Source organism: Cellulosimicrobium sp. 22598 (assembly GCF_052044445.1).
In the GTDB taxonomy this organism is placed as follows: Bacteria; Actinomycetota; Actinomycetes; order Actinomycetales; family Cellulomonadaceae; genus Cellulosimicrobium; species Cellulosimicrobium cellulans_G.
This window is the reverse complement of record NZ_JBQEMZ010000002.1, coordinates 273,862-298,500: the sequence shown is the minus strand read 5'-3', so window position 1 is coordinate 298,500 and position 24,639 is coordinate 273,862. Positions and strand designations below refer to the sequence as shown.

Below are 24,639 nucleotides of genomic sequence, written 5' to 3'. Positions count from 1 at the left end.
CCTGACGGTCCGGACTCGGAGCGTTCCGACGCCGGGTGTCCCCGCGCTCGTATCGCGGCCGCGCCCCGTGGCCGCCCGCCCGCGCGGTCGGGACGGGCCTGGCGGATGATCGGAGCGTGCCCGACGAGACCCACCGACCGAGCGCGTCGCCGAGCCCGTCAGCGAGCCCGTCACCGAGCGCGTCGTCCGGCGCGTCGCGAGCCGCGCAGGCCGTCGGCGCCGACGGGGCGCTCGTCGCGACGGGGCGGCACTCCCCGCTCGCGGCCCAGCGGCACCGGGTCCGCGTGCGCCGGGTCGCCGCGACCGTCGTCGTGGTGCTCGCGGTGCTCTCGCTCGCGGGCCTCGTCGCGCGGCGGCTCTGGGAGCGGCTGACCGTCTTCCAGGACTTCCTGCCGGGCGTCGAGGCGAGCAGCCGCGCGTCGAGCATCCTGCTCGCCGCCGTCGTGCTGCTCCTCACGGCGCGAGGCCTGCGCAACGGCCACCGGCTCTCGTGGGTCGTCACGTGCGCGGTGCTGGGCCTGACGGCGGTCGCGCACCTGGTGCACCACCGGCACGCGCTGCCCGCGGTCGTCGTGCTGCTCGCCGTCGGGTGGCTGCTCACGCAGTGGCGCGCGTTCCCCGTCCTGCCCACGCGGCGCGCGGTGCGCCGGGCGGTGCTGCTCCTCGTCGCGATCGGCGTCGCGCTCGTCCTCGTCGTGGTCGCGGTCGCCGTGGTGCTCGCGGCGCGCGACGCGGGCGACGCCGAGCTCGAGAGCGCGGCCCGCGGGATCGCCGCCGTCGCGACGGTGCTGAACCTCGTGCTCGTGGTGCTCGTGCTCTGGTGGCTGCTCTCGCCGCGGTCGCCCAGGCCCGCGACGCCCGCGGAGCACCTCGCCGAGCGGGAGAAGGCGCGCGCCGTCGTGGCGGCGCACGGGGGCGGCACGCTCGACTACTTCGCCCTGCGCGACGACAAGGACTGGTTCTTCGTCGGCCACGGGGTCGTGGCCCACTCGGTGCGCAACGGCGTGTGCCTCGTCTCGCCCGACCCGGTCTGCCCGCCGGCCGAGCGCGAGCTCGTCTGGGCCGAGTTCCTCGACCACGTCGCGCGCAACGGCTGGAAGGTCGCGGTCGTCGCGGCGGGGGAGCCGTGGCTGCCCGTCTACGAGGCGTCGGGCCTGCTCCCGGCCTACCTCGGCGACGAGGCGACCGTCGACTGCCCGTCGTTCACGCTCGAGGGCAAGGCCCACAAGTCGCTGCGCCAGGCCGTGAACCGCGTCGCACGCGCCGGCTACACGACGACCTTCCACGACCCCACGACCCTCGACCCCGCGCTGCGCGACGAGATCGCCGCGATGAGCGACGAGTCGCGGCGCGGCGAGGACGAGCGGGGGTTCTCCATGACGCTCTCGCGCCTGTTCGACCCGCACGACACCGGGCTCATGCTCTCCGTCACCCGGTCCGCCGAGGGGCGCGTGGACGCGTTCTGCCAGTGGGTGCCCGCGAGCGACATCGACGGCTGGTCGCTCGACGTCATGCGGCGCCGCCTCGACGTCCCCGACCTGCCGAACGGCCTCGTCGACGCGACGATCGTCGCGACGATCGCGGAGCTCGTCGCGCGGGGTCAGCGCGGTCTGGGCCTCAACTTCGCCGTCCTGCGCGAGCTCATGGAGGGCGAGCGCGACTCGCGGCTCGACCAGCTCGTGCGGCCCGTCGTCAAGCGGTTCTCCGAGGGCACGCAGGTGGAGACGCTCGCGACGTTCAACGACAAGTTCGACCCCGGCTGGACGCGCCGCTACGTCGTCCTCGACTCGGCGGAGCAGGCCGCCGCGCAGGCGCTCGTCATGGCCGGCGCGGAGGGGGTCACGGAGATCCCCGTGATCGGCCGGTTCCTGCGTGGGGTGGGCACCGCGCCGGCGGAGCCCGCTCCGGGCGTCGCGCCGTCCCGACCCGACACCGCGGCCGAGGACGAGACCTCGTGATCCTGTCGCTCCTCGCCGCCGTCGCCGCCAGCGTCCTGTACGCGGTGAGCACCATCATGCAGGCGGTCGCGACGCGCCGGGCGCACGGCCTCGCGGTCGTGGCGCAGCCGCTCGTCATCGGCGGGCTCGTGGTCGACGGCGTCGCGTGGCTCCTCTCGCTCCTCGCCCTCGACCACCTGCCGCTGTTCGTCGTGCAGGCCGTCGTCGCGGCGTCGCTGGTCGTCGTCGTGCTGCTCGCGCGGCTCGTGCTCGGCGCGACGCTGCGCCGCACGGACCTCGTGGCGATGGGCGTCGTCGTGCTGGGCCTCGTCGTGCTCGCGCTCGCGGCGGGGGAGCAGCCCGCGACGCACCCGCCGGCGGGCTTCGTGACGTGGGTGAACGTCGCCGGGGCCGCCGTCGCGGTGGGCACGGCCGCCGCGTACCGGCGCGGGCACCCCGTGCTCCTCGCCGTGCTCGGCGGCCTCGGGTACTCGGTGGCGGCGGTGGCCGCGCGCGGGGCCCACGCGTCCGGCGACCTGCTCGACACGGTGTTCCAGCCGCTGGCGATCGCGATCGTCCTCGGCGGCGTCGCGGGCGCGCTCGCGTACCTGCGCGCGCTCGAGCGCGGCGCCGTCGGCACCGTCGCCGCGACGGTGTCCGTCCTCGAGGTGCTCGTGCCCGGGATCGTGGGGCTCGCGGTGCTGGGCGACGTCGTGCGGTCGGGCTGGGCCGTGCCCGCAGGGCTCGCGACGCTCGCCGCGGTGGGCGGCTGCGTCGTCCTCGCGATGAGCCCGGCGAACGCCGCGGCGGAGGAACCGGTCCCGACGCCCGCGGCCCCGGACACGACCTAGGGTGGGCCGAATCGACCCGCCGAGCCCGGGGTCGCTCCCCACGCGCACGGCTTCCTGAGGAGACGTCCCGGGTTCGGCACCGAGGGAGGAGAACGATGCGCACACCCCTGGACGTCCTCACGCTCGACGAGCTGCGCCGTCGGACGTCGGTGAAGTGGCGCGCGTTCGACCCCGACGTGCTGCCGCTGTTCGTCGCGGAGATGGACGTCGCGCCGTGCGAGGCCGTGGTCGACGCCGTCACCGCGGCCCTGCGCGCGGGCGACACCGGGTACGACGTCGGCACCGCCTACGGCGAGGCGTACGCGCGGTTCGCGGAGCGCCGGTGGGGCTGGTCGTTCGACGCGTCGACGTCGCGCACCCTGCCCGACGTCATGCTCGCGATCGTCGAGGTGCTGCGCGTGCTCACGGCACCGGGCGACGCGGTCGTCGTGAACCCACCCGTCTACCCGCCGTTCTACGGGTTCACCGCGAACGAGGGGCGGCGGGTGGTCGATGCGCCGCTGGGCACCGACGGGCGGCTCGACCTCGGCGCGCTCGAGCGCGCGTTCGCCGACGCGACGGGCGTCGCCGCGAACGGGCGCGGCCCCGGGAGCGGGCGTCGCGCCGTCTGGCTCGTGTGCAACCCGCAGAATCCCACCGGGACGATCCACACCCCCGCGGAGCTGGAGGCGGGGCTCGCGCTCGCCGCCCGGTACGGGGTGCGCGTCGTCGCGGACGAGATCCACGCGCCGCTCACCCGCCCGGGCCTCGACGGCCGCCCGGCGACGACCCACACCCCGCTCCTCGCCGTCCCGGGCTCCGAGCGGGCCGTCGCGATCGTCTCCGCGTCCAAGGCCTGGAACCTGCCGGGGATCAAGGCGGCGGCGGCCGTCGCCGGACCGGACGCCGCCGACGACCTGCGCCGGATCCCCGAGGAGGCGAGCCACGGCGTGCAGCACGTGTCGGTGCTCGCGCACGTGGCCGCGCTCGACCACGGGGAGGCGTGGCTCGACGACGTGCTCGCGGGCGTCGAGCGCAACGCGTGGCTCCTCGCCGACCTTCTCGCGGAGCACCTGCCCGGGGTCCGGTATCGGCCGGGCGAGGCGACCTACCTCGCGTGGCTCGACTGTCGGGGGGTCGACGGCGTCCCCTCCTCCGACGGCGTCCCGGCACCGGCGCGGGACCCGCGCGCCTGGTTCCTCGCCCGGGCGCGCGTCGCGCTGGAGGACGGGCGCCGGTTCGGCCCCGGGGGCGAGGGCCACGTGCGCCTCAACCTCGCGACCGGCGTCGACGTGCTCTCCGAGGCCGTGGAGCGCATGGGCGCCTCCCTCAGGCGATCCTGACCCCCGGCCGCCCCGGCCGCCCCGGCCGCCCCGGCGCCCCGGCGACCGACGACTTCGCGCCGCGCGCACGGTCATCACCTCGACCGACAGCCCGACCAGCACCCCGACCCCCGGAGGCATCATGCCGTTCGATCCCGTCCCCCTCGACCGCACGTTCACCGCGCCCGTCGGCGTCGACGTCAAGGGCGACACCTGGCCCTGCGTCGAGGTGCCGGAGGCGCGCGAGATCTTCGGGTCCCTGCGGTCGGTGCGGGTCGACGCGACCGTCGACGACGTCCCCCTGCGGAACGTCGGGCTGATGCCGACCGGCGCGGGCGGTCTGATGCTGTCGCTCAACGCGGCCGTGCGCAAGCGCCTCGGCAAGGACGTGGGCGACACCGTCACCGTGCGCCTCGAGCGACGTCTGAGCTGAGGTCCGCGGGCCCGCGACCCGTCCCGCGCGACGACGCCTGTCGCGTCGGGCGGGATGGGCAGCGCTCCCCATCGCGGCGGACGTGCGCGCCGCGTAGCGTCGGCGTGCGACTGTCGAGACGAGGCTGTCGACACGTGCGCGTGAGGGGACACGCGCAGGTGCGGGGAGGAGACGGCATGAGCGGCTTGTGGGGCGCCGACGTCCGGGCGCTGCGCGCGCTCGCGTCGACCCTGCGCGGGGGTGCGGACGCGCTGCGCGCCCACCGGGCGCAGGTGACGTCCGTCGTCGACGCCGCGACCCGCTGGGAGGGCCCCGACGCCGCGGAGTTCCGCGGCGACTGGGCCGCGAGCCTCGGACCCTCGCTCGCCGCCGCCGCGACCCTCCTCGACACCGCGGCCGACCAGCTCGCCGCCGACGCCGACCAGCAGGAGTCCGCGAGCAGCGACGGCGGCGGCACCCTGGGCGGCCCCGGCGGCGGCCCCACGTCGGGACCCGGCGGCCCCCGGCAGAGCGTCCCCACGCCCACCCCCGCCGAGTACGCCGCGATGGACGCGAGCGAGCGCGCGGACTGGCTCGCGAACGCGACCGACGCCCAGGTCGCCGCGCTCTACGCGCAGCTCGTGCGGCTCGGCGTCGACCCGGACTCGCCCGGCTTCTCGGACCTCGTCGTCGCGCACTGGACGCGCGTCGCCGCGGCCGAGGCGGGCTTCGACTTCGCCGACTGGGACCCGTCGGCCGGGGCGTCCGCGAACCGCGAGATCATCGAGGGCGTCTACACGTACTACGGCGAGCTCTACCTCGACCAGCCGTGGATGCAGTGGGCCGGCATGGCGGCGATGATCGGGCCGTCGTTCGCCGCCGGGTTCTTCGACCTCGACATGATGCGGCAGCTCGCGCAGGACGTCGCGACCGGTGCGCGGGCCCTCCCGCCCGGCGTGGACCGCGCGGCCCTCGAGGCGATCGCGACCATGACCGACGCCGAGCTCGGGTTCTACGAGAACCAGTTCCTGTCGATGCAACGCGAGATCTTCGTCGACCAGGCCGTCATGCACGAGGCGTACCTGAACGGCGGCATGGAGGAGATGGAGCGGCTGCTCGAGGCCGGCGTCATCGACGACGCCGCGTACCAGGCGTGGGCGGACATCGAGGCCGGACGGGCGGGTGACGCGCAGGCGCTCGCGGACGGCAACACCGCGCTGCTGTGGCGCGAGCAGAACCAGATCATCGCCGACGACTGGCAGACCATGCGCGGCCACCCCGTCACGGGCGAGGCGTTCACGTACCTCATGACGCTCGTCGGCGAGCCGTCGATCCCGGGCGCGGGCACGTACGCGCAGTACGACCCCTTCACGGTGAGCGTCGAGACGCCCGGCCCGGAGAACATCGGCATCCCGTTCACGGGCATCTCGTTCGACAACCCCGTGCAGGGGACCGTGACGGTGGAGACCCCGCTCCCGGGCGGCAACATCGCCGACCAGGCGACGCGCTGGGAGTACATCGCGAACGACACGCTGCCCGCCTACCAGCAGCTCGTCACCCAGCACCCGGACCAGGCGGCGCAGATCATCGGCACCGACGTCTCCGACCGGATCGACGACTACCGGCTCACGAACCCCGCACGCATCGGCCGCATCCTTGACAGACTGACCGAGTGGGACGTGGACGTGGACCAGTGAGCCGGCTCGGCCTGGCCGGGCGGCGGCGGACGGCGGCTCGGGCCGCGGTCGTCGTGCTCGCCGGCTCGCTCGTCCTGACGGCGTGCACCGTGACGTTCGGCGGTCCGGACGACGCGACCGCGAGCCCGGGCGGGACGAGCGCGGCGACCGGAGGGACGGCGTCGGGCGACGAGGCCGGGACGACGATCGAGGACATCGAGAGGGGCGAGCCCATGCGCTGGGACGTGAGCAGGCCGATCACCGCGGAGTCCGTGGGGCTGGGCGAGTCGCAGGCCGTCGTGCGGGTGCCCGACGGCGCGGCGCAGGTCGAGCTGACCCTCCCGGACGGGACGTGGTCCACGACGGCCGAGGAGCTGACGATCCAGCCCCGACGGGGGTACGTGAGCGCGATCAACGTGTTCCGCACCCTGTCCGGCGGCCAGGCGGTCCACGACCAGCTCGTCGCCGACGCCGAGGTCCTCGGCTTCCCCCGGTCGCAGGTGGACCGCTGGCTCGACGAGCTCCCGGCGTCGCTCGACGCGTCGCGCACGGGCGGGACGCGCGAGCGCACGGGCATCAACGGCTCGAACGGCGACGTCGTCACGTCCGTGCAGATCAGCCACGAGCCCGGGCCGGGCGGCGACGAGAGCATCCGGCTCTGGTACGCGATCAGCCCGGTCACCCCGGACTGACGGCTCGGCCGGCCTCCTCCGCGTGCCCGGCGTGAAGAACCGGGGGACGAACCGGGCCGGTTCGTCCCGAGCGCCCGGGACGTCCGGGGCGTGAGGTAGCGTCCCTCCCGTCCCGAACGGCACGGAGCAGGGGAGCAGCGAGTGAGCAGCGTCGCGCACGACCACGGCCGGACGATCACGCAGGGCCGGCCGCGCGTCCGGCACCGGGCCGTGCGCTGGGCGAGCGCCGCGGTGCTCGCGCCCGTCCTGGCCCTCCCGCTCGCCGCGTGCACGCCCGACCGGCCGGAGGCGCAGGACGCGGCGGACGCGCTCGCGCAGGCGATCCAGGCGGGCGACGTGAGCGGTCTGGAGTTCCGCAACGGCGCCGCGAAGGACGTCCAGGCCCACCTCGAGGCGGTGCTCGAGCCGCTCGCGCCGTACGAGCGCACGGTCGAGGTCTCGACGGTGGACGTCGTGGAGGAGGGCGACGACGCGGGCGACCGTGCGACGGCGACGCTCGCCTACCGCTGGGAGGTCGCCGGGGAGCAGGCCTGGGAGTACACGACGACGGCGGAGCTGACGTTCGCGGAGGCGGCCGACGGCGAGGACGGACCCGGGGCGTGGGACGTCGTGTGGGAGCCGGACGTGCTCGTCCCCGAGCTCGGCCAGGGCGACCGGCTCGCGGTGAAGCGCGTGCCCGCCGTGCGTGCGGGCATCCTCGGCGCGGACGACGTCCCGATCGTCCAGGACCGGCCGGTCTACCGGATCGGCGTCGACAAGACCCTCGTCGCCTCGGGAGCGTGGGACCGCGCCGCGCGCGAGCTCGCCGCGATCGTCGGGCTCGACCCCGAGGAGTACGCGCAGCGCGTCGCCGGGGCGGGGGAGAAGGCGTTCGTCGAGGCGATCACGGTCCGCACCGAGGACACGGCGGGGGTCGACGTCGACGCGGCGCGCGGGGTCGACGGCGTCCGCGTGCTCGACGACGAGCTCCCGCTCGCGCCGACGCGCGAGTTCGCGCGCCCCATCCTCGGGCGCGTGGGGGACGCGACGGCGGAGATCGTCGAGGAGTCCGAGGGGGCGATCGCCGCCGGCGACCAGGTCGGTCTCTCCGGCCTCCAGCGCCAGTACGACGAGCAGCTCCGGGGCGTCCCGGGCCTGTCGATCGAGGTCGTGCCGGGCGAGGGCGACGCCGACGGCGAGGTGACCGAGGTCTTCTCGGTGGACCCGGTGGACGGCGTCCCCCTCAGCACGACCCTCCGGCCGGACATGCAGGTCGCCGCCGAGGCGGTGCTGGCGGGGCAGGGGCCGAGCGCGATCGTCGCGATCCAGCCCTCCACCGGAGCCGTGCTGGCCGCGGCGAGCTCGACGGCGGGCGAGGGCCTCTCGACCGCGACGACCGGCCAGTACGCGCCCGGCTCGACCTTCAAGGTCGCGACGACGCTCGCGATGCTGCGCGCGGGGCTCACGCCCGACACGACCGTCGCGTGCCCGCCCACGATCTCCGTGGACGGCCGCGAGTTCCAGAACGTCCCGGGCTACCCGACGGCGGCGCTCGGCGACGTGCCGCTGCGCACCGCCTTCGCCAACTCGTGCAACACCGCGATGATCGGGCAGCGGGACACGGTGACGCAGCAGGCGCTGCACGACGCCGCCGCGTCGCTCGGGCTGGGCGTCGAGTCCGACCTGGGCGCCCCCGCGTTCTTCGGCGACGTCCCGACCGACTCGCAGGGCACCGAGCACGCCGCGTCGATGATCGGGCAGGGCAAGGTCCAGGCCTCCCCGCTGGCGATGGCGACCGTCGCGGCGAGCGTCGCCGCCGGGCACACGGTGGCGCCCGTGCTGGTCCACCCGGACGTGCAGACCGTCGCCGACGAGCAGCCCGCGAGCACCCTCACCGAGGAGGAGGCGGCGACGCTGCGGGACCTCATGCGCGCCGTCGTCACCGAGGGGTCGGCGTCGATCCTCCAGGACCTGCCGGGGGAGCCCGGCGCCAAGACCGGCACCGCGCAGTACGGCGACGGCAGCCAGTCCCACGCCTGGATGATCGCGACCCAGGGGGACCTCGCGGTGGCCGTGTTCGTCGAGACGGGCGACGGCGGCGCCGTCACCGCGGGCCCGCTGATGCACGCGTTCCTCGACGCGCCCAACGCCTGACCTCGCGAGTAGCGACGCCCGGCCCGGACCCTGGAAGAACGGTGCCGGGCGTCGCTCTCTCGGCGGGGGATCGCTATCTCGCGGAGGTGGGGAATAGGGTCCCCGGTCGGGTCGTTGTGCACCAGCGGGTATGATCGGTTGCCGCGGGCGTCCGTCTGCCCGCTTTCCAGCGAGAACCCACCGTTCCGGGAGAACCTTCGTGTTCGTCAGCGTGCCTGCCTGGCAGCTCACCCAGCGCCGCGACGTCGACCTCCGTCGAGTCGCCAGCGCGCTGTGTCGCTGACCCCCCCGTCGCCGCTGACGCCTCTCCGCCTCCGCACACCCGTCAGGACCCCGGGTCGCCTCGCGACCCGAGCCGCTGACGTGCGTGGCGCGCCCCGCACCGTCAGGACCTCACGCCGTCCGGCCTGATGCCCTGCCCGGGCCGTGCTGCTGCCGGCGCCCCGCGACGACGTCCCGAGCCCCTCTCCCGAGAGCGGGCGCTCGTGCGCCCGCGACACCCGAAAGGTCCCCTGTGTCCTCGACCCCCTCACCGGCCTCCTCGAAGGCCGGCTCGCAGCAGGTGAGCCAGGCCCCGGCCGCCGCACCCGCGACGAAGAAGCGCCGGTTCCCCTCGTTCAGCGTCCAGATCCTGCTGGGCCTCGCGGTCGGCGTCGGCCTCGGTGCCCTCGCCCTCGCCATGGGCCCGCAGGACGCGGCCGGCGAGGTTCCCAACGGCCTGACCACGACGCTCGACACCGTCGGCTCCTCGTTCGTCACGCTGCTCAAGGCCATCGTCCCGCCGCTCATCTTCACCGCGATCGTCGCGTCGATCGCGAACCTGCGCACCGTCACCAACGCGGCGCGCCTCGCCGGCCAGACGCTCCTGTGGTTCGCCATCACCGCGGCGATCTCCGTGGCCGTCGGCATCGGCCTGGGCCTGCTGTTCAACCCGGGCCAGAACGCCTCGGTGTCCGTCGACGACGCCTACGAGGCCGGGCGCACCGGCACGTGGCTCGACTTCCTCACCGGCCTCATCCCGGGCAACGTCCTGGGCCTCGGGGCGTCGACCCGCCTGACGACGGGGGACGACGGCGCGCTCACGGGTGCCGCCGAGACCTCGGTGAACTTCAACGTCCTGCAGATCCTCGTCGTCGCGCTGGTGATCGGCATCGCCGCGCTCAAGTCGGGCAAGAAGGCGGACCCGTTCCTCGCGTTCAACCGCTCCGCGCTCGCGATCGTGCAGAAGGTGCTGTGGTGGATCATCCGCCTCGCGCCGATCGGCACCGCCGGCCTCATCGGCTACGCCATCGCGGCCTACGGCTGGACGTCGCTCGCGTCGCTCGCGTGGTTCGCCGTCGCGATCTACGTCGGCCTCGCGGTCGTGCTGTTCGTCGTCTACCCGATCCTGCTGCGCACCAACGGCCTGAAGATCTCGAGCTACTTCCGGGGCGCATGGCCCGCGATCCAGCTCGCGTTCGTCTCGCGCTCCTCGATCGGCACGCTGCCCGTGACGCAGCGCGTCACCGAGCGCAACCTCGGCGTGCCGAGCGAGTACGCGTCGTTCGCGGTGCCGCTGGCCGCGACCACCAAGATGGACGGTTGCGCCTCGATCTACCCGGCCATCTCGGCGATCTTCGTCGCGCAGATCTTCGGCATCGACCTGTCGATCACCGACTACCTGCTCATCGCGTTCGTCTCCGTCGTCGGCTCCGCCGCGACCGCGGGCCTCACCGGCGCGATCGTCATGCTGACCCTCACGCTCTCGACCGTCGGTCTGCCGCTCGCGGGCGTCGGCCTGCTGCTGGCGATCGACCCGATCCTCGACATGGGCCGCACCGCGGTCAACGTCGCGGGCCAGGCGCTCGTCCCGACGATCGTCGCCAAGCGCGAGGGCATCCTCGACCTCGAGAAGTACGAGTCCGCCAGCGCGGAGGACCTCTTCGTGGACGAGGACGACGCGTCCGAGACGACCGCCACCGAGACGACCGCCACCGAGACCTCGGCGACGACCGAGACCGAGGAGGCCACGCCGTCGGCCACCAAGGAGCCGGCAGGCGCCTCCGCCTGACGCGCCCACGCGCCGTCGAACACGACATGGGTGCCGTTATCCACGGGATAACGGCACCCATGTCGTTCTCGGCGTCAGGGCTGGGGGCGACCCTCGCGCAGGACCGCGAGGCGAGAGCGGTACTCCTGCTCGTCGATCTCGCCGCGCGCGTAGCGCTCGCCGAGGATCGCGACGGGGTCCGGGCCGGTGGCGCGCCAGCCGTTCGGGCCGCCCGGGCCCCAGCCGCGGCGTGCGCGGCGGGCGACCAGGAAGATCACGGACGCGAACAGCAGGAACCACAGCAGCGGGAAGACGAACCACCACGGTCCGGGTCCCCAGCCGGCGTGCGCCACGGACGCGACGGCCTCCGTGGGGACCACGGCCCCAATGAGTGCGGTGAGCATGACGACCTCCGGTGTCGGTGCGCCCCGCCGGGCGGCGGGGGCGGCCGTGATCCGGCCGCACCTCCAGGCTTCCCGGTGCCCGACGCCGCGTCGTCCCCCGTGCGTGCCGACCTCGCTCGTCCCGTGGTGCCGGTCCGGGCGGCTCCTCGCCCCCGGCGGTCAGCCCACCCAGCCGGGCCGGACGAGCCCGGACTCGTAGGCCGCGACGACGAGCTGCGCGCGGTCGCGCGCCCCTACCTTGGCCATGACGCGCGACACGTGCGTCTTCACGGTCGACTCCGACAGGTAGAGCGTGCCCGCGATCTCGTCGTTCGAGAGCCCGCCCGCGACCTCGACGAGCACCTCGCGCTCGCGCGGCGTGAGCTCCTCGACACCGGGGACCGGCCCGACGGTCCGCGTCGCGTCCGCGACGCGGGAGAGCAGGCGTCGGGTCACCGTGGGCGAGAGCAGGGCGTCGCCGCGCGCCGCGACCCGCACCGCCCGGACGAGGTCGACGGGCTCGGTGTCCTTGACGAGGAACCCGCTCGCGCCGCCGCGGATCGCGTCCGTCACGTACTCGTCGAGCTCGAACGTGGTGACCACCACGACGTGCACGTGCGACGCCGCACGGTCGGCGACGATCCGCCGGGTCGCCTCGAGCCCGTCGAGGCCGGGCATCCGGATGTCCATGAGCACGACGTCGGGCAGGTGCTCCAGCGCGAGCCGGACGGCGTCGTCCCCGGTCGCGGCCTCGGCGACGACACGCATGTCGTCCTCGGAGTCGATGAGCGCACGGAAGCCACCGCGCACGAGCGCCTGGTCGTCGGCCAGCACGACGTCGATCATGGTGCCTCCTCGTGCCGCGGGGGTCCCTCGTCGGACCGCCCGGTGCTGCCCGACCGGGGCGTGGTGCCCGGCCAGGGAAAGACTGCCCGCACCCGGAAGCCGCGTCCAGCGGTACCTTCCTCCCGCTCCGACCCCAGCCCCGGTGTCGGACCGGGCACCGACCCCGCCGCGAGCGACCCGCCGACGCTCTCCACGCGCTCGCGCATGCCCCGCAGGCCGTAGCCCGGCTCGGCGTCGGAGGGTGCGCCCGCGCCGTCGTCGGTGACGGTCACCGTCACGCGGCGCGAGGTGCCGTCCCCGTCCGCCCGGGTGTCGCTCCGGTCGGACCCGGACCCGTCACTCGCATCGACGACGACGCGGACGTCGACGTGCGTCGCGCCGTGCGCGTGCCGCCGCACGTTGGTCAGGGCCTCCTGCACCACGCGGTAGACGACCCCGGCGAGCCGGTCGGGCAGCCCGGCGGTGGTGGGATCCACGGCGAGGGCGACCGCGAGCCCGCCTCCCTCCGCCCGCTGCACGAGCCGGGGGAGCGCGGCGAGGTCCCACGTCGGGGCGAGCGGGGCGTCGGCTGCGACCAGGTCGTGCGCCGCGGCCGCCTCCGCGCGCGGCTCCCCCCGGACGACGCCGAGCACCGCACGGACCTCGTCGAGGGCCTCCGTGCTGGTGGTGCGGATCGCCGTCAGCGCGCTGCGGGCCCGGTCGGGGTCGCGGTCCAGCAGGTGCAGCCCGACGCCCGCCTGCACGGTGATCGCGGAGAGCGAGTGCGCGAGCACGTCGTGGACCTCGCGCGCGATGCGCAGCCGCTCGTCCGCGACGGCCGTGCGCTCCCGCTCGACCCGCGCGACCTGCTCGGCCTGCCGTGCGGCGGCGATCCGGGCCGACCGGTCGCGGATCGAGCCCGCGACGAGCAGCACGACGACGGTCCACGCCGCCCCGCCGAGGAGCGTCGCCCGCGGCGGGGCGTCGGGGCGGAGGGCCGCCGCCGCGACGACGGCCCCTGCGAGCAGCACGGCCCCGCCCCACGCCACGCGCCGCGCGCGCTCCGCGGGGCCGCTGAGGAGCACCCCGACCAGCACGCCGACGGGCCCCGCGAGAACCGGACCCCACGCGTACCCGGCGACGAGGAAGACCCCGGCGGCCGCGACCGACACCGCGACCGCGGCGACCGGACGCGGCACGAGGAGCACGAGAGCGAGCGGGGAGACGAGGAGGAGGGCGACGGCGGCGAGGTCGAGCGGGCGCGCGCCCGGCTGCCCGTGCGTCGCACCCACCGACCCGGCGACCGAGAGCACCGCGAGCACCACGGCGAGGAACGCCCGGGGGCGGCGACGGTCGAGCGGGCCCATGCGTCGCACGCTACGCCGCGCTCGGCCGGACCGCGTCCGACCGGGGTGCCGGGCGCCGTCGTCCCGGGGTGCCGTGCGGGCGAACCTGCACCCCCGGCGATCCTGTCCGAGGTGTCACACCCGAAGCCCCGCCGGTGAGGGCGATCCTGCTTCGCGCTCTGAGCGCCGGTAGCCTGCGACCCATGGCAGCGCACGATCCGCACGCGGACCCCGGGCTCGTCGAGGACGAGGACCGCGCGGCCGACAGCGGCGGGCCAGCACCGGCGCGCCCGGCCCGGACCGCGGAGCGCGTCGTCCTCGGGCTCTACGTCCTGGTGCTCGTGTGGGTCGTGCTGCTCAAGATCCACACCGGCGACCTCGGCGACCTCGTCGGTCGCCGGTCGGTCAACCTGGTCCCGATGGGCGGCACGGCCAGCGGCGGCCTCGGCTCCCGAGAGCTGGCCGTCAACGTCCTCGTGTTCGTCCCGCTCGGCGTGCTCGTCCTCCTGGCGGCCCGGCAGCGGCGCTTCGCCAGGATGCTCCTCCTCGTCGTCGGGGTGTCCGTCGTCTTCGAGGTCGTCCAGTACGTCGCCGGCATCGGGGCCAGCGACGTCACCGACGTCCTCACCAACACGGCCGGCGGGCTCGTGGGCATGGGCCTCGCCTGGCTCGGCCTGCGCGTGCTCGGCGACCACGCCCGGCGCCGCGTCCTCGTCGCCCTCGTCGTCGTTCTGGTCGCGCTGGCGGCGGGGTTCTTCACCTGGCTCGGGGTGACGGGCGTCCGGTTCCGGCTGTAGCGCCGCCGTCCGTCTAGCCGGTCGGCTCGCGCACCGCGGCGAGCACGACGGGGTCGGCGCAGCCGCGCGCGAACCCGGCGATGCGCCGGTCGATGTCGCGCCCGAGCACCCACGAGCCGACGCGTTCGGCGAGCGGGGCGAGCCAGCGGGGGCGGCACCGGAAGGAGTAGCGCCAGGTGGCGCGCGTGCCGCCGGACGGGTCGGGCGCGAACCGCCACCCGCCCGCGAGGTTCTCGAAGAACCAGGACCCGCGGACCATGCGCATCCCGACGTTCGTCGGCGGGTTGTAGGAGACGTACTCGCTCACCATGGACAGCCCGCTGCGGTGCCGGGTGAAGGTGCGCCCGCCCTTCGCGGGCGCCGTGGCGCCGTCGAGGAAGTGCTGTCGCCGGACGAACGGGTCCCAGCGGAGGCGGACGTCACCGGTCGTCTGGGAGACGGCGAACGCCGTCGCGGGGTCGACGGGGACCACGAGGGAGGACTCGACCACGGGCATGGTCGGATGCTCCCACGGGCGCCGCCGTCACGCCCCGCGCTCGGGGGCCGCGCCGCGTCCGGGTCCGGACGCGCGGACGGCCCGCCCCGGTGAGGGACGGGCCGCCCGGACCGCGGCGCGGGGGTGTGCGAGGGTCAGGACGCGAACGCGTACCCGGCCTCCGTGCACTGCGCGCGGAAGGCGTCGAGAGACTCCTGGAGCGACGACGTGTCGATCGTGGCCTCCTGCACGGCGGCCTCGAACGGGGCCTTGATCCCGTTGAGGTTCTCCTGGAGGTCGGGGTCCGCGAAGTTCTGGACCGCGATGAGGCGCTCGCGCGTGGTGTAGATCGCGGCGGCGGCGGCCTCGTCCTCGGGCGTCTCGAGCAGCGGCGTCGTCTCGGTGACGAGGCGCTCGGCGGAGTACTCGCCGCCGTAGAACATGTTGCACGTCGTGGTCACGGACACGACGGCCGGCGTGACCTCGGGGGCCGCCTCGGTCGTGGTCGTGGTCTCGGGGGTCGCGGTGTCGTCGCTCGCCGGGTCGGTCGGCGAGGCGCAGGACGCCAGCAGGAGGGCACAGGAGAGCGCCGCGGTAGCGGCAAGAAACTTACGCATGCTAACGATTTCACACTCTCGCGCACGCGGGGCGCAAGAAGATTCGCGGGCCGCACGCTCAGGAACGGCGGAATCCTGCGGTTCCCGGGGCAACCTTGTGCCCAGCGTCACAACCGTCCGGGACCGAGGTCCCGGTCACGGGACGTCGAGGACGACCTTGCCGCGGACGTGCCCGTCGGCGACGAGCCGCAGCGCCGCCGCCGCCTCCGCGAGGGGGAACCGTGCCGAGACCTCCGCCCGGAGCCGCCCGTCCTCCGCGAGCGCGAGGACCTCGTCGAGCGCGCCCTTCGCGTCGACCTTGTCCACGACGCCCGCGGCGCGCGACGCGTCGGACCCGACGATCGTCACCGCGCTCGGCGGGTCGTCCGGGGTGGCGGGCGCCAGGTCCTCGCCCAGCAGCGCGACGGTCGCGGCGAGCGCGTCCGCGGTGCCGACGAGGTCGACGACGACGCTCACGGCGTCCAAGCCGTCCGGCAGCGCCCGCACCGCGTCGACGAGACCGGGCCCGTACGCGACCGGGGTCGCGCCGAGACCGCGCAGGTAGTCGTGGTTCGCGGGCGACGCCGTCCCGACGACGCGCGCGCCGAGCGCGGTCGCGATCTGCACCGCCGCCGATCCGACGCCCCCGCTCGCGCCGTGCACCAGGACCACGTCGCCCTCGCCGACGTCGGCCTGGACGAGCGCGGAGAACGCGGTCGCGGCCGCGACGGGCAGCACGGCCGCCTGCTCGACGGGGACGGACGCGGGCTTGCGGCGCACGTGGTCGGCGCGGACGAGCGAGAGCTCGCGCTGCGCGCCGGTCCCGTGCCAGACGACCTCGTCGCCGGGAGCGAGGTCGGGCACGTCGGGCCCCACGGCGTCGACCACGCCGGCGGCCTCGAACCCGAGCACGCCGGGCACGCGGCCCCCGAACGCGCCGGCGAGCCGCTTGAGGTCCGCGGGGTTGACCCCGACGACGCGGTTCGCGACGCGTACCTGGCCGGGCCCGGGCTCGCCGACGTGCTCGTCGTCGACCCGCAACGTCTCCGGCCCGCCGAAGGACTCGAAGACGACGACCGTGCTCATGCAGACCCCCTGTGGTCTCGCCGTCGGACGTCGGTCGCGCGCCGCGGGGGCGAGACCGCGCGGCGGGCCCGGGGGGAGCCCGGCGGTTCCACTCTTCCACCCGTCGACCGCCGCTGTCATGCGCCCACCACGGGCAGGACTCCCCGTCCGGGACGGTTTCACCCCCTCCGCGACGTTGAGGGGACGAGATGACGACACCACGAGACCGCCGAGCGCCCGCCCGGGACGACGCCGCGCGCGTGCGCCTGCTCGCCGTGCGGGCCGACGCCGCGGCACGGCTCCGCGCGCTGCGCGCCGAGGTCGCGGGGATCGTCGAGGCGTCGCGCGACTCGAACGCGGACGACGAGCACGACCCGGACGGCGCGACCATCGCGTTCGAGCGCGCCCAGGTGGACGCGCTCGCGCGCGACGCGGCGGCGCGGGTGGAGGAGGCCGACGCCGCCCTGGCCCGGCTCGACGCGGGCTCCTACGGCGTGTGCGAGGCGTGCGGGCAGCAGATCGCCGCCGGGCGCCTGGAGGCGCGCCCGACGGCGAGGACCTGCGTCGCGTGCGCGGCCCGCTGAACCCTGACCGCCTGAACCGGCCCGCGTGACCGGTCAGAGCTGGCCGTGGCCCTTCTTCGAGGGCACGCCCGCGATGAGGCCGCCGTCCACGACGAACTCCGACCCCGTGGAGTAGGACGACTCGTCGCTCGCGAGGAAGAGGATCAGCCGGGAGACCTCCTCGGGCGCGGCCGGCCTGCCGAGGGGGATGAGCAGGTCGTCGGGGTTGAGCGAGGCCGTCATGGGCGTCGAGATGAACCCGGGGTGCACCGAGTTGACGCGGACGCCGTACGGGCCGAGGTCGAGCGCGACCGACTTGGTGAGCCCGCGGACGCCGAACTTCGACGCGACGTAGCCGTGCAGCCCGGCGCTGCCGCGCATGCCCTCGACGGACGAGACGTTGATGATCGACCCTGCGCCGGCCTTCGCCATGACGGGCGAGACCGCACGGATCCCGAGGAACGTGCCCGTGAGGTTGACGTCGATGATCGTGCGCCACGCCGCGGTGTCGAACTCGGTGATCGGGCCGCCGTTCGCGATGCCCGCGTTGTTGACGAGCACGTCCACGCGACCGAACGCCGAGATCGTCGCGGTGACGGCCGCGGCCCAGTCGTCCTCGCTCGTGACGTCGAGGTGGACGTAGCGCGCGTCCGGGCCGAGCTCGGCGGCGAGCGTCTCGCCCTTCTCGTCGTCGAGGTCGGCGATCACGACCTTCGCGCCCTCGGCGACGAGGGCGCGGGCGTGCGTGACGCCCATGCCGCCGGTGCCGCCGGTGATGATCGCGACCTTGTCCTGGACCCTTCCGGGAGTGCTGCCCATGGTGGGGCTCCTTTCTGAGGGCGCGACGGTGTCGGCCCGCCTCGTGAGCGGGTCCGGCGTCGTCGCGCGGTGTGGTGTGCACCTGCCCGCCGGCGGCACGGTCGACCGGCGGAGGGGACGGCTCGTCAGGTCGACGGCGTGGTCCACCAGGCGGGCAGGGCGTCTCGGGCGACCCGGGGGAAGAACCCCGGGTCGCGGGGTGGAGGAGTGGCGAGCCAGACCTCGAGGGCGCCGACCGTGCCGAAGCCGACGTACGTGGCGAAGGCACGAGCCGTCGTCGCGACCTCCGCGTCGGTGCCGGCGCCCGTGGGCAGGAGCCCGGGATGGGCGCCGAGGTGCTCCACGAGCGTCTCGGTGACGTGGCCCGCGAGCAGCCGGAACAGCGGGGCGCTGAGCCCGCCCTCGAGCGCTCGCTCGTAGACGGGCCGGTGCGCCTCGACGTGCTCGACGAGCGCGTGGCTCCAGTGGTCGACGACGTCGCGCGACCGGGCGGGGACGTCGTCCGCCGTCTCGGCCACCCGGACGTCCTCGAAGAACCGGTCGCGGATCGTGTCGAGCTCGGCGGCCAGCACGCGGACGAGGAGGTCCGCGGGGCTCGGGGCGTGGTCGTAGAACGTCACGCGGTTGATGCCCGCGCGGGCGGCGACGGCCGAGACGGTGAGGTCGGCGACGTCCCGCTCCGCGGCGAGGTCGAGGATCGCGTCCCGCAGGAGGGCGGCGGTCCGCGCGCTGCGCTTGTCCACGGTCCACCACCTCCGATCGCGTCGTCCGTCGTCATCGACGATACGCCGAGGCAACGACTTAGGCAACAGGTGTCGCTTAGGCCCGTCCGGTCGGGAGGCGACCCGCAGGCGACGGTCGTACCGTCGGGAGAGCGGCCGCAGGTCCGCGGCCGCCACACCCGAGGGGGCGGACGGACATGGTCACCAACACGCGCCGTGCCGAGAGGCACCACGGAGAGCCCGACGTCGTCGAGCTCAACCCGGTCTTCGCCAGGCCCGGGGAGGCGACGACGCTGCCCAAGTTCCGCTTCCCGGACGACGAGTCGCTCCAGGAGACCGCGTACCAGATCGTGCACGACGAGGCCATGCTCGACGGCAACGCGCGGCTCAACCTCGCGACGTTCGTCGGGACGTGGATGGACGAGCGCGCCGCGCGGCTCTACCTCGAGGCCGCGGACAAGAACATGATCGACAAGGACGAGTACCCGCAGACCGCCGCGGTGGAGACGCGCTGCTGGACCATGCTCGCCGACCTGTGGCACGCGCCGGACCCGGAGCACACCATCGGCACCTCGACGATCGGCTCGTCCGAGGCGTGCATGCTCGGCGGCCTCGCCCTCAAGCGCCGCTGGCAGCACGCGCGCCGTGCCGCGGGCAAGCCGGTGGACCGGCCCAACCTCGTGCTGTCCAGCGCGGTCCAGGTCTGCTGGGAGAAGTTCTGCAACTACTTCGAGGTCGAGGCGCGCTACGTCCCGATCTCCGAGGAGCACAAGGTCCTCGACGGCCACGACCTCGAGAAGTACGTGGACGAGAACACCATCGGGGTCGTCGCGATCATGGGCGTGACCTACACGGGCATGTACGAGCCGGTCACGGAGATCGCGGCGGCTCTCGACCGGATCCAGGAGTCCAGCGGCCTCGACGTGCCGATCCACGTCGACGGTGCCTCGGGCGCGATGGTCGCCCCGTTCGTCCAGCCCGAGCTCGTGTGGGACTTCCGCGTCGCCCGGGTCGCGTCGATCAACACGTCGGGGCACAAGTACGGCCTCGTGTATCCCGGGCTCGGGTGGGTCGTCTGGCGCGACACCGAGTCCCTGCCCGAGGACCTCGTGTTCCGGGTGAGCTACCTCGGTGGGGACATGCCGACCTTCGCCCTCAACTTCTCGCGACCCGGTGCGCAGGTGCTGCTGCAGTACTACCTGTTCCTGCGCCTGGGACGCACCGGGTACGAGGCGGTGCAGCGGACGTCGCGCGACGTCGCCCTCTACCTCTCCGGGGAGATCGCGAAGATGCCCGCGTTCGAGCTGTGGAACGACGGCTCGGACATCCCCGTGTTCGCCTGGCGCCTCAGAGCGGGTCACACCGAGAACTGGAACCTGTACCACCTCTCGGAGCGGCTGCGGACCAAGGGCTGGCTCGTCCCCGCCTACCCCATGCCGGACGACCTCACCGACGTCACCGTCCAGCGCGTCGTCGTGCGCAACGGCTTCAGCCACGACCTCGCCTCGGCGTTCCTCGCGGACCTGCGCGAGGAGGTCGCCACTCTCGACGCCCTCACGAGCCCCATGCCGACCGAGGGCCAGCGCTCGGGCTTCCACCACTGAGGGGCCGGCGAGCAGGAGGGAACGGACCATGGCACAGGGGGCAGCACAGGATCCGCCCGGGGGCTCGGGACCGCACGTCCGGGCCGACGGCACGCACGCGCCGTCGGCCGCGCACGTCCGCCCGCACCCGTACGGGACGCCCGGCGCGCGGAAGCCGCCGGGTCACGCGGGGCCCGCGATCGGGGCGCCCGCCGCCACGGCGACCGCGTTCATGTCGGTCGTGCAGCTCGCGATGCTCACGGTGGTGGTGGTCGCGTCGCTGCGGTCGCTCCCCGCGATGGCGTCGTACGGGCTCGGCTCGGTGACGCTCTTCGTCGTCCCCGCCATCCTCTTCCTCGTGCCGACGGCGCTCGTCGCGGCCGAGCTCGCGACCGGCTGGAAGGGCGGCGTCTTCACCTGGGTGCGCGAGGCCTTCGGCGAGCGCGCGGGGTTCGTCGCGATCTGGCTGCAGTGGATCCAGAACGTCGTCTGGTACCCCACGCAGATCGCGTTCATCGCGGCGAGCCTGTCGTTCGTCGTCGGCGACCCCGACCTCACCCGGAACGGCCTCTACACGGCCGTCGTGATCCTCGTCCTGTACTGGGGATCGACGCTCATCACCCTCGCCGGCGGCAACCTCTTCGCGCAGGTCGGCTCCTGGAGCGGCATCTTCGGCACCATCCTGCCCGCCGTCCTGCTCATCGTCCTCGGCGCGGTCTGGCTCGGGACCGGTGAACGGTCCGAGACGACGCTCGAGCCGTCGGCGGTGGTGCCGCCGTGGACCGGCATCGCGTCGATCGTGCTCATCGTCTCGAACGTCCTCGCGTACGCCGGGATGGAGGTCAACGCCGTGCACGCGAACGACCTGCGCAAACCCGGGCGCGGCTTCCCGCGGTCGATCGCCATCGCGACCGTGCTCATCCTCGGCGTCTTCATCCTCCCGACCCTCGCGATCTCCGTAGCCGTCCCGAAGTCCGCGCTCGGCGTGACCGACGGCATCAACCTCGCCTTCAAGGCGTTCTTCGACCACTGGGGCATGAGCTGGGGCACCCCGGTGATCTCGCTCCTCATCGCGCTCGGCGCGTTCGCGTCCGTCGTCACCTGGATCGCCGGGCCGTCGCGCGGCCTCCTCGCGGCCGCACGGACCGGGCTCCTCCCGCCCGCGCTGCAGCGACGCAACAAGGCGGGCGTCCAGGTCGGGATCCTCGCCGTGCAGGGCGGCATCGTGACGCTGCTCGCGCTGCTCTTCGTGCTCGTCCCCAACGGCAACACGGCGTTCATCGCGCTCGTCGACATGTCGGCGGCGCTCTACCTGGTCATGTACATGCTCATGTTCGCGGCGGCGATCCGTCTGCGGCGCACGAAGCCGGACGTGGTCCGGACGTACCGGACCCCCGCGATGCGGCTCGTGGCGGGCGTCGGCCTCGTCGCGTGCGCCGCGGCGTTCGTCCTCGCGTTCGTGCGGCCCTCGGGCTTCAGCGGCCTCTCCGCGACCGCGTACCCGCTCGTCGTCGCCGGGGTGGTCGTGGTGCTCGGCGGACCGCCGCTCCTCTTCTACGCCCTGCGGCGCGACTCGTGGGACCGCCGGACCGCCGCCGAGCGAGAGACCGCCGACGACGTCCTGGTCAACCCGCCGGAGAGCCCTTCCACTGCCGGCGCGCCCACCCGAGGGCCGGCGGAGCCCACGTGACGGAGACCCCTGCCCGCCGACCGGGCGGGGGGGGGTACGCCCCGGTCGGGGGCGGGTCCGTCCCGCGCCGCCGTCCCTGACGGTCGGCGAGCCGCCGGTCAGAGGTCGGAGAGGAAGTCGCCGCCGATCCCCGCCTGGGTCTCCAGGAGGTCGCCGGTGTCGCCGAGGACCACCCAGTTCGGCCCGGCGAGCGCCGCCTGACCCTCCACGGGCGGCTCGACCGGCAGGAGGCCGAGGAACTCGCCCTCGTCGACGTCGTCCGCGAAGACGGCCAGGAGCGTGGTGTCGTCGCACTCGCCGAGCTCGACGTCGGGCGAACCGGAGTCCTCGGGCGTGAACGACAGGCACGTCAGCCCCGCGGTCGTCGCGGCCTCGTGGAGCGCGTCGAGCGAGTCGTACTCCACGTCCTTCTCGCCGGGGCCGGGGCCGGAGCACGCGGCGAGGAGCCCGGCGAGCACGACGAGGCCGGCGAGGGGTGCCCGGGCGGGCCGACGGGACGGGGGACCGGGTCGGGTGCGCATGTCTCGATGGTCCGCCGTCGTGCCCGGTCGCGCCACGGGAAGCCCGTGCCGGACCGTCCGGCGCGAGATCGACCCGTACGGCCGAGATCGGCCTTCGGGAGGTCGATCTCGGGCCGCGCGGGTCGATCTCGGGTCAGGGGCGGAAGCGCTCGTCGCGCTCGACGACGCGGCCTGCGCCGCGGCCGTCGGCCGCCGTCGGGTCCCACGTGTACGCCTCGGTGCCCGTGATGAGCACGTGCTCGGCGCGCGACGTCACGTCCAGCGGGTCGCCCGACCACACGACGACGTCGCCGTCGAGGCCCGGAGCGAGGGCGCCGACCCGGTCGTCGAGGCCCAGGAACGCCGCCGGGTTGACGGTGAGCGCGCGCAGCGCGGTGTCGCGGTCGAGGCCCTCCTTGACCGCGAGCGACGCCTGGTGCACGAGGAAGTTGATCGGCACGACGGGATGGTCGGTCGTGATCGCGACGCGCACGCCCGCGCGGGCCAGCGCGCCGAGGTTCGCGATGTCGCGGTTGCGCAGCTCGATCTTGGAGCGCGAGGTGAACAGCGGGCCGAAGATCACCGGCACGTCGCGCTCGGCGAGCACGTCGGCGACGGCGGCGCCGTCGGTCCCGTGGTTCACCACGAGCTTGTAGCCGAACTCGTCCGCGAGGCGCAGGGCCGTCGCGATGTCGTCGGCGCGGTGCGTGTGCTGGTCCCAGTACAGCTCGCCCGCGAGGACGCGCGCGAGGGTCTCCTTCGCGAGGTCGCGGTCGAACGGTTCGCCCTTCGCCGCGGCCGCGTCGCGCTTCGCGGCGTAGTTCTGCGCGTCGACGAACGCCGCGCGGATGACCTTCGCGACGCCGAGCCGCGTCGACGGCGTCTTCTTCTGGTCCCCGTACACGCGCTTGGGGTTCTCGCCGAGCGCCGACTTCACGGAGACCGCCTCGCGGATCACCTGCTCGTCGACGGTGCGGCCGCCCCACGTCTTGATCGCGACGGTCTGCCCGCCGATGGGGTTGCCCGAGCCCGGCTTCACGACGGCGCTCGTCACGCCGCCGACCAGCGCGTCGCGGAACCCCTCGTCCTCGACGTTGATCGCGTCGATCGCGCGCAGGGCGGCGCCGTTCGGGTCGGTCATCTCGTTGGTGTCGTTGCCGGCCCAGCCCTCGGCCTCCTCCATGACGCCCATGTGGGCGTGGGCCTCGACGAAGCCGGGCAGCACCCAGCGGCCCCGCGCGTCGAGGGTCGGGACGCCGTCGGGCACGACGACGTCCGCGCCGACCGCGGTGATGACGCCGTCCTCGATGAGCACGGTCCCGTCCTCGATCGGGTCCGAGGCGACGGGCACGACGTAGCCGTGCACGACGGCGACGGTGCGGCGCGCGGTGCGCGGGACGGGGCGGGAGGAGCCGGGGGCGGGGGTGGATGAGGTCGTCATGGTCCCATCATCGCCCCGGGCAAGCGTCGGGGGTGTGCGCGGGGGTGGGCGGGGCGCACTAGGCTCCTGAACGCACCACCGCACCGCGCGCGAAGGAGCTCGCATGCACGTCGTCGTCGGGCTGTTCCGGCTGTTCCTCGTCGTCCTCGCCCTCGTCGGCACGCGCGCCATCTGGCGCGACGGCGACATCGAGGGCCTCGTCTACTTCACGAACCAGACCGGCTTCCTCATCGCCGTCGTGTTCACGTGGGCGGGCGTCGCGTCGCTCCTGCGCCGCCGGCAGCCGCCGGGGTGGCTCAAGGGGGGCGTGACGCTCTTCGCCGCGATCACCGGGCTGGTCGCGAACCTCGTGCTCGCGCCCGAGGACCCCGAGGCCCCGGCCGTGTTCCTCGGGCTGACCGACGGCCAGATCGAGCACGAGCTCCTGCCGCTCGCCGTGTTCGTCGACTTCCTCCTGCTCGACGCCCACCGGCGCCTGCGCGGCCTCGACGCCGCGCGCTGGCTCCTGTACCCGCTCGCGTACTTCGCGTTCACGACGATCCGCGGGTTCGTGAGCCCCGGCAGCGAGTACCCGTACGGCTTCGTCGACCTCGACGCGCTCGGGTGGACCGGGCTGCTCGTCAACGTCGTGCTCTACGGGGCGGGCTTCCTCGTGCTCGGCCTCGTCATCGTCGGGATCGACCGGCTCCTGCCCACCGGTCCGGCGATCGGCCGGTACGCGGACCGCTCGCCCGCCCCGGCGTCCCCGGAGACGGCGGGGGCCGAGGGCAGCCCGGACGACGCGCCCGCGTCGCGCTAGGGTG

Annotated in this window: 24 protein-coding genes; 14 read left to right on the top strand and 10 right to left on the bottom strand. The window is 74.6% G+C overall.

The features are described from left to right. Positions 1-116 precede the first annotated feature (116 nt). The 9 genes from ACTJIY_RS03810 to ACTJIY_RS03770 all read left to right on the top strand — a co-directional run bounded on the left by ACTJIY_RS03810 (position 117) and on the right by ACTJIY_RS03770 (position 11,052). On the top strand, positions 117-1,958 hold the full coding sequence (locus ACTJIY_RS03810; protein ID WP_440673283.1) for a bifunctional lysylphosphatidylglycerol flippase/synthetase MprF: 1,842 nt from the start codon (positions 117-119) through the stop codon (positions 1,956-1,958). Further along, positions 1,955-2,788, top strand: coding sequence for a hypothetical protein (locus ACTJIY_RS03805; protein ID WP_440673284.1), 834 nt, complete (start codon positions 1,955-1,957; stop codon positions 2,786-2,788). The genes ACTJIY_RS03810 and ACTJIY_RS03805 overlap by 4 nt, the downstream gene beginning before the upstream one ends. A gap of 95 nt (positions 2,789-2,883) precedes the next feature. Continuing rightward, positions 2,884-4,110 (top strand): MalY/PatB family protein, encoded by a 1,227-nt coding sequence (locus ACTJIY_RS03800; protein WP_440673285.1) that lies wholly within the window; start codon positions 2,884-2,886, stop codon positions 4,108-4,110. 121 nt (positions 4,111-4,231) lie between these two features. Next, complete coding sequence (locus tag ACTJIY_RS03795; RefSeq protein ID WP_253051902.1) at positions 4,232-4,522, top strand: DUF1905 domain-containing protein; 291 nt, start codon at positions 4,232-4,234, stop codon at positions 4,520-4,522. 176 nt (positions 4,523-4,698) lie between these two features. Continuing rightward, positions 4,699-6,198 carry a WXG100 family type VII secretion target gene (locus ACTJIY_RS03790; protein ID WP_440673286.1) on the top strand — a complete coding sequence of 500 codons (1,500 nt, stop codon included), beginning with the start codon at positions 4,699-4,701 and terminating at the stop codon, positions 6,196-6,198. Beyond that, positions 6,195-6,869 carry a hypothetical protein gene (locus ACTJIY_RS03785; RefSeq protein WP_440673287.1) on the top strand — a complete coding sequence of 225 codons (675 nt, stop codon included), beginning with the start codon at positions 6,195-6,197 and terminating at the stop codon, positions 6,867-6,869. The genes ACTJIY_RS03790 and ACTJIY_RS03785 overlap by 4 nt, the downstream gene beginning before the upstream one ends. A gap of 141 nt (positions 6,870-7,010) precedes the next feature. Then, positions 7,011-9,002 carry a penicillin-binding transpeptidase domain-containing protein gene (locus ACTJIY_RS03780; protein ID WP_440673288.1) on the top strand — a complete coding sequence of 664 codons (1,992 nt, stop codon included), beginning with the start codon at positions 7,011-7,013 and terminating at the stop codon, positions 9,000-9,002. Between the two features lie 130 nt (positions 9,003-9,132). Beyond that, positions 9,133-9,285: a putative leader peptide gene (locus ACTJIY_RS03775; RefSeq protein WP_353707135.1), complete on the top strand. Its 153-nt coding sequence runs from the start codon at positions 9,133-9,135 to the stop codon at positions 9,283-9,285. A 279-nt stretch (positions 9,286-9,564) separates the two neighbouring features. Next, positions 9,565-11,052, top strand: a complete 1,488-nt coding sequence (locus ACTJIY_RS03770) for a dicarboxylate/amino acid:cation symporter (protein ID WP_440673401.1) — start codon at positions 9,565-9,567, stop codon at positions 11,050-11,052. 74 nt (positions 11,053-11,126) lie between these two features. On the opposite strand, the gene ACTJIY_RS03765 is transcribed toward ACTJIY_RS03770, so the two are convergent. The 3 genes from ACTJIY_RS03765 to ACTJIY_RS03755 all read right to left on the bottom strand — a co-directional run bounded on the left by ACTJIY_RS03765 (position 11,127) and on the right by ACTJIY_RS03755 (position 13,606). Then, entirely contained in the window at positions 11,127-11,411 is a 285-nt protein-coding gene (locus ACTJIY_RS03765; RefSeq protein ID WP_440673289.1) for an SHOCT domain-containing protein, read from the bottom strand. Between the two features lie 183 nt (positions 11,412-11,594). Then, positions 11,595-12,260, bottom strand: coding sequence for a response regulator (locus ACTJIY_RS03760; RefSeq protein ID WP_253051912.1), 666 nt, complete (start codon positions 12,258-12,260; stop codon positions 11,595-11,597). Then, positions 12,257-13,606, bottom strand: coding sequence for a sensor histidine kinase (locus ACTJIY_RS03755; RefSeq protein ID WP_440673290.1), 1,350 nt, complete (start codon positions 13,604-13,606; stop codon positions 12,257-12,259). The genes ACTJIY_RS03760 and ACTJIY_RS03755 overlap by 4 nt, the downstream gene beginning before the upstream one ends. Before the next feature lie 182 nt (positions 13,607-13,788). Between ACTJIY_RS03755 and ACTJIY_RS03750 the strand changes: the two genes are divergently transcribed. Then, complete coding sequence (locus ACTJIY_RS03750; RefSeq protein WP_440673291.1) at positions 13,789-14,382, top strand: VanZ family protein; 594 nt, start codon at positions 13,789-13,791, stop codon at positions 14,380-14,382. Between the two features lie 13 nt (positions 14,383-14,395). Here the strand turns inward: ACTJIY_RS03750 and ACTJIY_RS03745 are convergent, their stop codons facing one another. From ACTJIY_RS03745 to ACTJIY_RS03735, 3 genes are all read right to left on the bottom strand, one after another. Then, on the bottom strand, positions 14,396-14,878 hold the full coding sequence (locus tag ACTJIY_RS03745; protein ID WP_440673292.1) for an SRPBCC family protein: 483 nt from the start codon (positions 14,876-14,878) through the stop codon (positions 14,396-14,398). A 134-nt stretch (positions 14,879-15,012) separates the two neighbouring features. After that, on the bottom strand, positions 15,013-15,474 hold the full coding sequence (locus tag ACTJIY_RS03740) for a hypothetical protein (RefSeq protein ID WP_439158011.1): 462 nt from the start codon (positions 15,472-15,474) through the stop codon (positions 15,013-15,015). 135 nt (positions 15,475-15,609) lie between these two features. Then, positions 15,610-16,539, bottom strand: a complete 930-nt coding sequence (locus ACTJIY_RS03735) for an NADP-dependent oxidoreductase (protein WP_440673293.1) — start codon at positions 16,537-16,539, stop codon at positions 15,610-15,612. Positions 16,540-16,727: 188 nt separating this feature from the next. Between ACTJIY_RS03735 and ACTJIY_RS03730 the strand changes: the two genes are divergently transcribed. Then, positions 16,728-17,102, top strand: a complete 375-nt coding sequence (locus ACTJIY_RS03730; protein WP_440673294.1) for a TraR/DksA family transcriptional regulator — start codon at positions 16,728-16,730, stop codon at positions 17,100-17,102. A gap of 33 nt (positions 17,103-17,135) precedes the next feature. Here the strand turns inward: ACTJIY_RS03730 and ACTJIY_RS03725 are convergent, their stop codons facing one another. Further along, a complete protein-coding gene (locus tag ACTJIY_RS03725) occupies positions 17,136-17,900 on the bottom strand; it encodes a glucose 1-dehydrogenase (protein WP_440673295.1) in 765 nt (254 codons plus the stop codon). A 125-nt stretch (positions 17,901-18,025) separates the two neighbouring features. After that, on the bottom strand, positions 18,026-18,643 hold the full coding sequence (locus tag ACTJIY_RS03720) for a TetR/AcrR family transcriptional regulator (protein ID WP_440673296.1): 618 nt from the start codon (positions 18,641-18,643) through the stop codon (positions 18,026-18,028). Positions 18,644-18,819: 176 nt separating this feature from the next. Here ACTJIY_RS03720 and ACTJIY_RS03715 point away from each other — a divergent pair, with 176 nt between their 5' ends. Then, positions 18,820-20,226, top strand: coding sequence for a glutamate decarboxylase (locus ACTJIY_RS03715; RefSeq protein ID WP_440673297.1), 1,407 nt, complete (start codon positions 18,820-18,822; stop codon positions 20,224-20,226). Between the two features lie 28 nt (positions 20,227-20,254). Continuing rightward, positions 20,255-21,895, top strand: coding sequence for an APC family permease (locus ACTJIY_RS03710; protein ID WP_440673298.1), 1,641 nt, complete (start codon positions 20,255-20,257; stop codon positions 21,893-21,895). A 98-nt stretch (positions 21,896-21,993) separates the two neighbouring features. Here ACTJIY_RS03710 and ACTJIY_RS03705 read toward each other — a convergent pair whose 3' ends face one another. Together ACTJIY_RS03705 and ACTJIY_RS03700 are read right to left on the bottom strand one after the other, a co-directional pair. After that, positions 21,994-22,416: a hypothetical protein gene (locus tag ACTJIY_RS03705; protein ID WP_253051930.1), complete on the bottom strand. Its 423-nt coding sequence runs from the start codon at positions 22,414-22,416 to the stop codon at positions 21,994-21,996. A gap of 133 nt (positions 22,417-22,549) precedes the next feature. Then, on the bottom strand, positions 22,550-23,836 hold the full coding sequence (locus ACTJIY_RS03700) for an amidohydrolase family protein (protein ID WP_440673299.1): 1,287 nt from the start codon (positions 23,834-23,836) through the stop codon (positions 22,550-22,552). A gap of 103 nt (positions 23,837-23,939) precedes the next feature. On the opposite strand from ACTJIY_RS03700, the gene ACTJIY_RS03695 reads away from it, so the two are divergent. After that, on the top strand, positions 23,940-24,635 hold the full coding sequence (locus ACTJIY_RS03695) for a Pr6Pr family membrane protein (RefSeq protein WP_439158018.1): 696 nt from the start codon (positions 23,940-23,942) through the stop codon (positions 24,633-24,635). Positions 24,636-24,639 lie beyond the last annotated feature (4 nt).

Coding starts and splice junctions, on each gene's coding strand:
- ACTJIY_RS03755 (WP_440673290.1), bottom strand. CDS start 13,606: ATGGGCCCGCTCGACCGTCGCCGCCCCCGGGCGTTCCTCGCCGTGGTG.
- ACTJIY_RS03695 (WP_439158018.1), top strand. CDS start 23,940: ATGCACGTCGTCGTCGGGCTGTTCCGGCTGTTCCTCGTCGTCCTCGCC.
- ACTJIY_RS03705 (WP_253051930.1), bottom strand. CDS start 22,416: ATGCGCACCCGACCCGGTCCCCCGTCCCGTCGGCCCGCCCGGGCACCC.
- ACTJIY_RS03740 (WP_439158011.1), bottom strand. CDS start 15,474: ATGCGTAAGTTTCTTGCCGCTACCGCGGCGCTCTCCTGTGCCCTCCTG.
- ACTJIY_RS03700 (WP_440673299.1), bottom strand. CDS start 23,836: ATGACGACCTCATCCACCCCCGCCCCCGGCTCCTCCCGCCCCGTCCCG.
- ACTJIY_RS03775 (WP_353707135.1), top strand. CDS start 9,133: ATGATCGGTTGCCGCGGGCGTCCGTCTGCCCGCTTTCCAGCGAGAACC.
- ACTJIY_RS03795 (WP_253051902.1), top strand. CDS start 4,232: ATGCCGTTCGATCCCGTCCCCCTCGACCGCACGTTCACCGCGCCCGTC.
- ACTJIY_RS03800 (WP_440673285.1), top strand. CDS start 2,884: ATGCGCACACCCCTGGACGTCCTCACGCTCGACGAGCTGCGCCGTCGG.
- ACTJIY_RS03710 (WP_440673298.1), top strand. CDS start 20,255: ATGGCACAGGGGGCAGCACAGGATCCGCCCGGGGGCTCGGGACCGCAC.
- ACTJIY_RS03725 (WP_440673295.1), bottom strand. CDS start 17,900: ATGGGCAGCACTCCCGGAAGGGTCCAGGACAAGGTCGCGATCATCACC.
- ACTJIY_RS03790 (WP_440673286.1), top strand. CDS start 4,699: ATGAGCGGCTTGTGGGGCGCCGACGTCCGGGCGCTGCGCGCGCTCGCG.
- ACTJIY_RS03715 (WP_440673297.1), top strand. CDS start 18,820: ATGGTCACCAACACGCGCCGTGCCGAGAGGCACCACGGAGAGCCCGAC.
- ACTJIY_RS03760 (WP_253051912.1), bottom strand. CDS start 12,260: ATGATCGACGTCGTGCTGGCCGACGACCAGGCGCTCGTGCGCGGTGGC.
- ACTJIY_RS03750 (WP_440673291.1), top strand. CDS start 13,789: ATGGCAGCGCACGATCCGCACGCGGACCCCGGGCTCGTCGAGGACGAG.
- ACTJIY_RS03730 (WP_440673294.1), top strand. CDS start 16,728: ATGACGACACCACGAGACCGCCGAGCGCCCGCCCGGGACGACGCCGCG.
- ACTJIY_RS03735 (WP_440673293.1), bottom strand. CDS start 16,539: ATGAGCACGGTCGTCGTCTTCGAGTCCTTCGGCGGGCCGGAGACGTTG.
- ACTJIY_RS03745 (WP_440673292.1), bottom strand. CDS start 14,878: ATGCCCGTGGTCGAGTCCTCCCTCGTGGTCCCCGTCGACCCCGCGACG.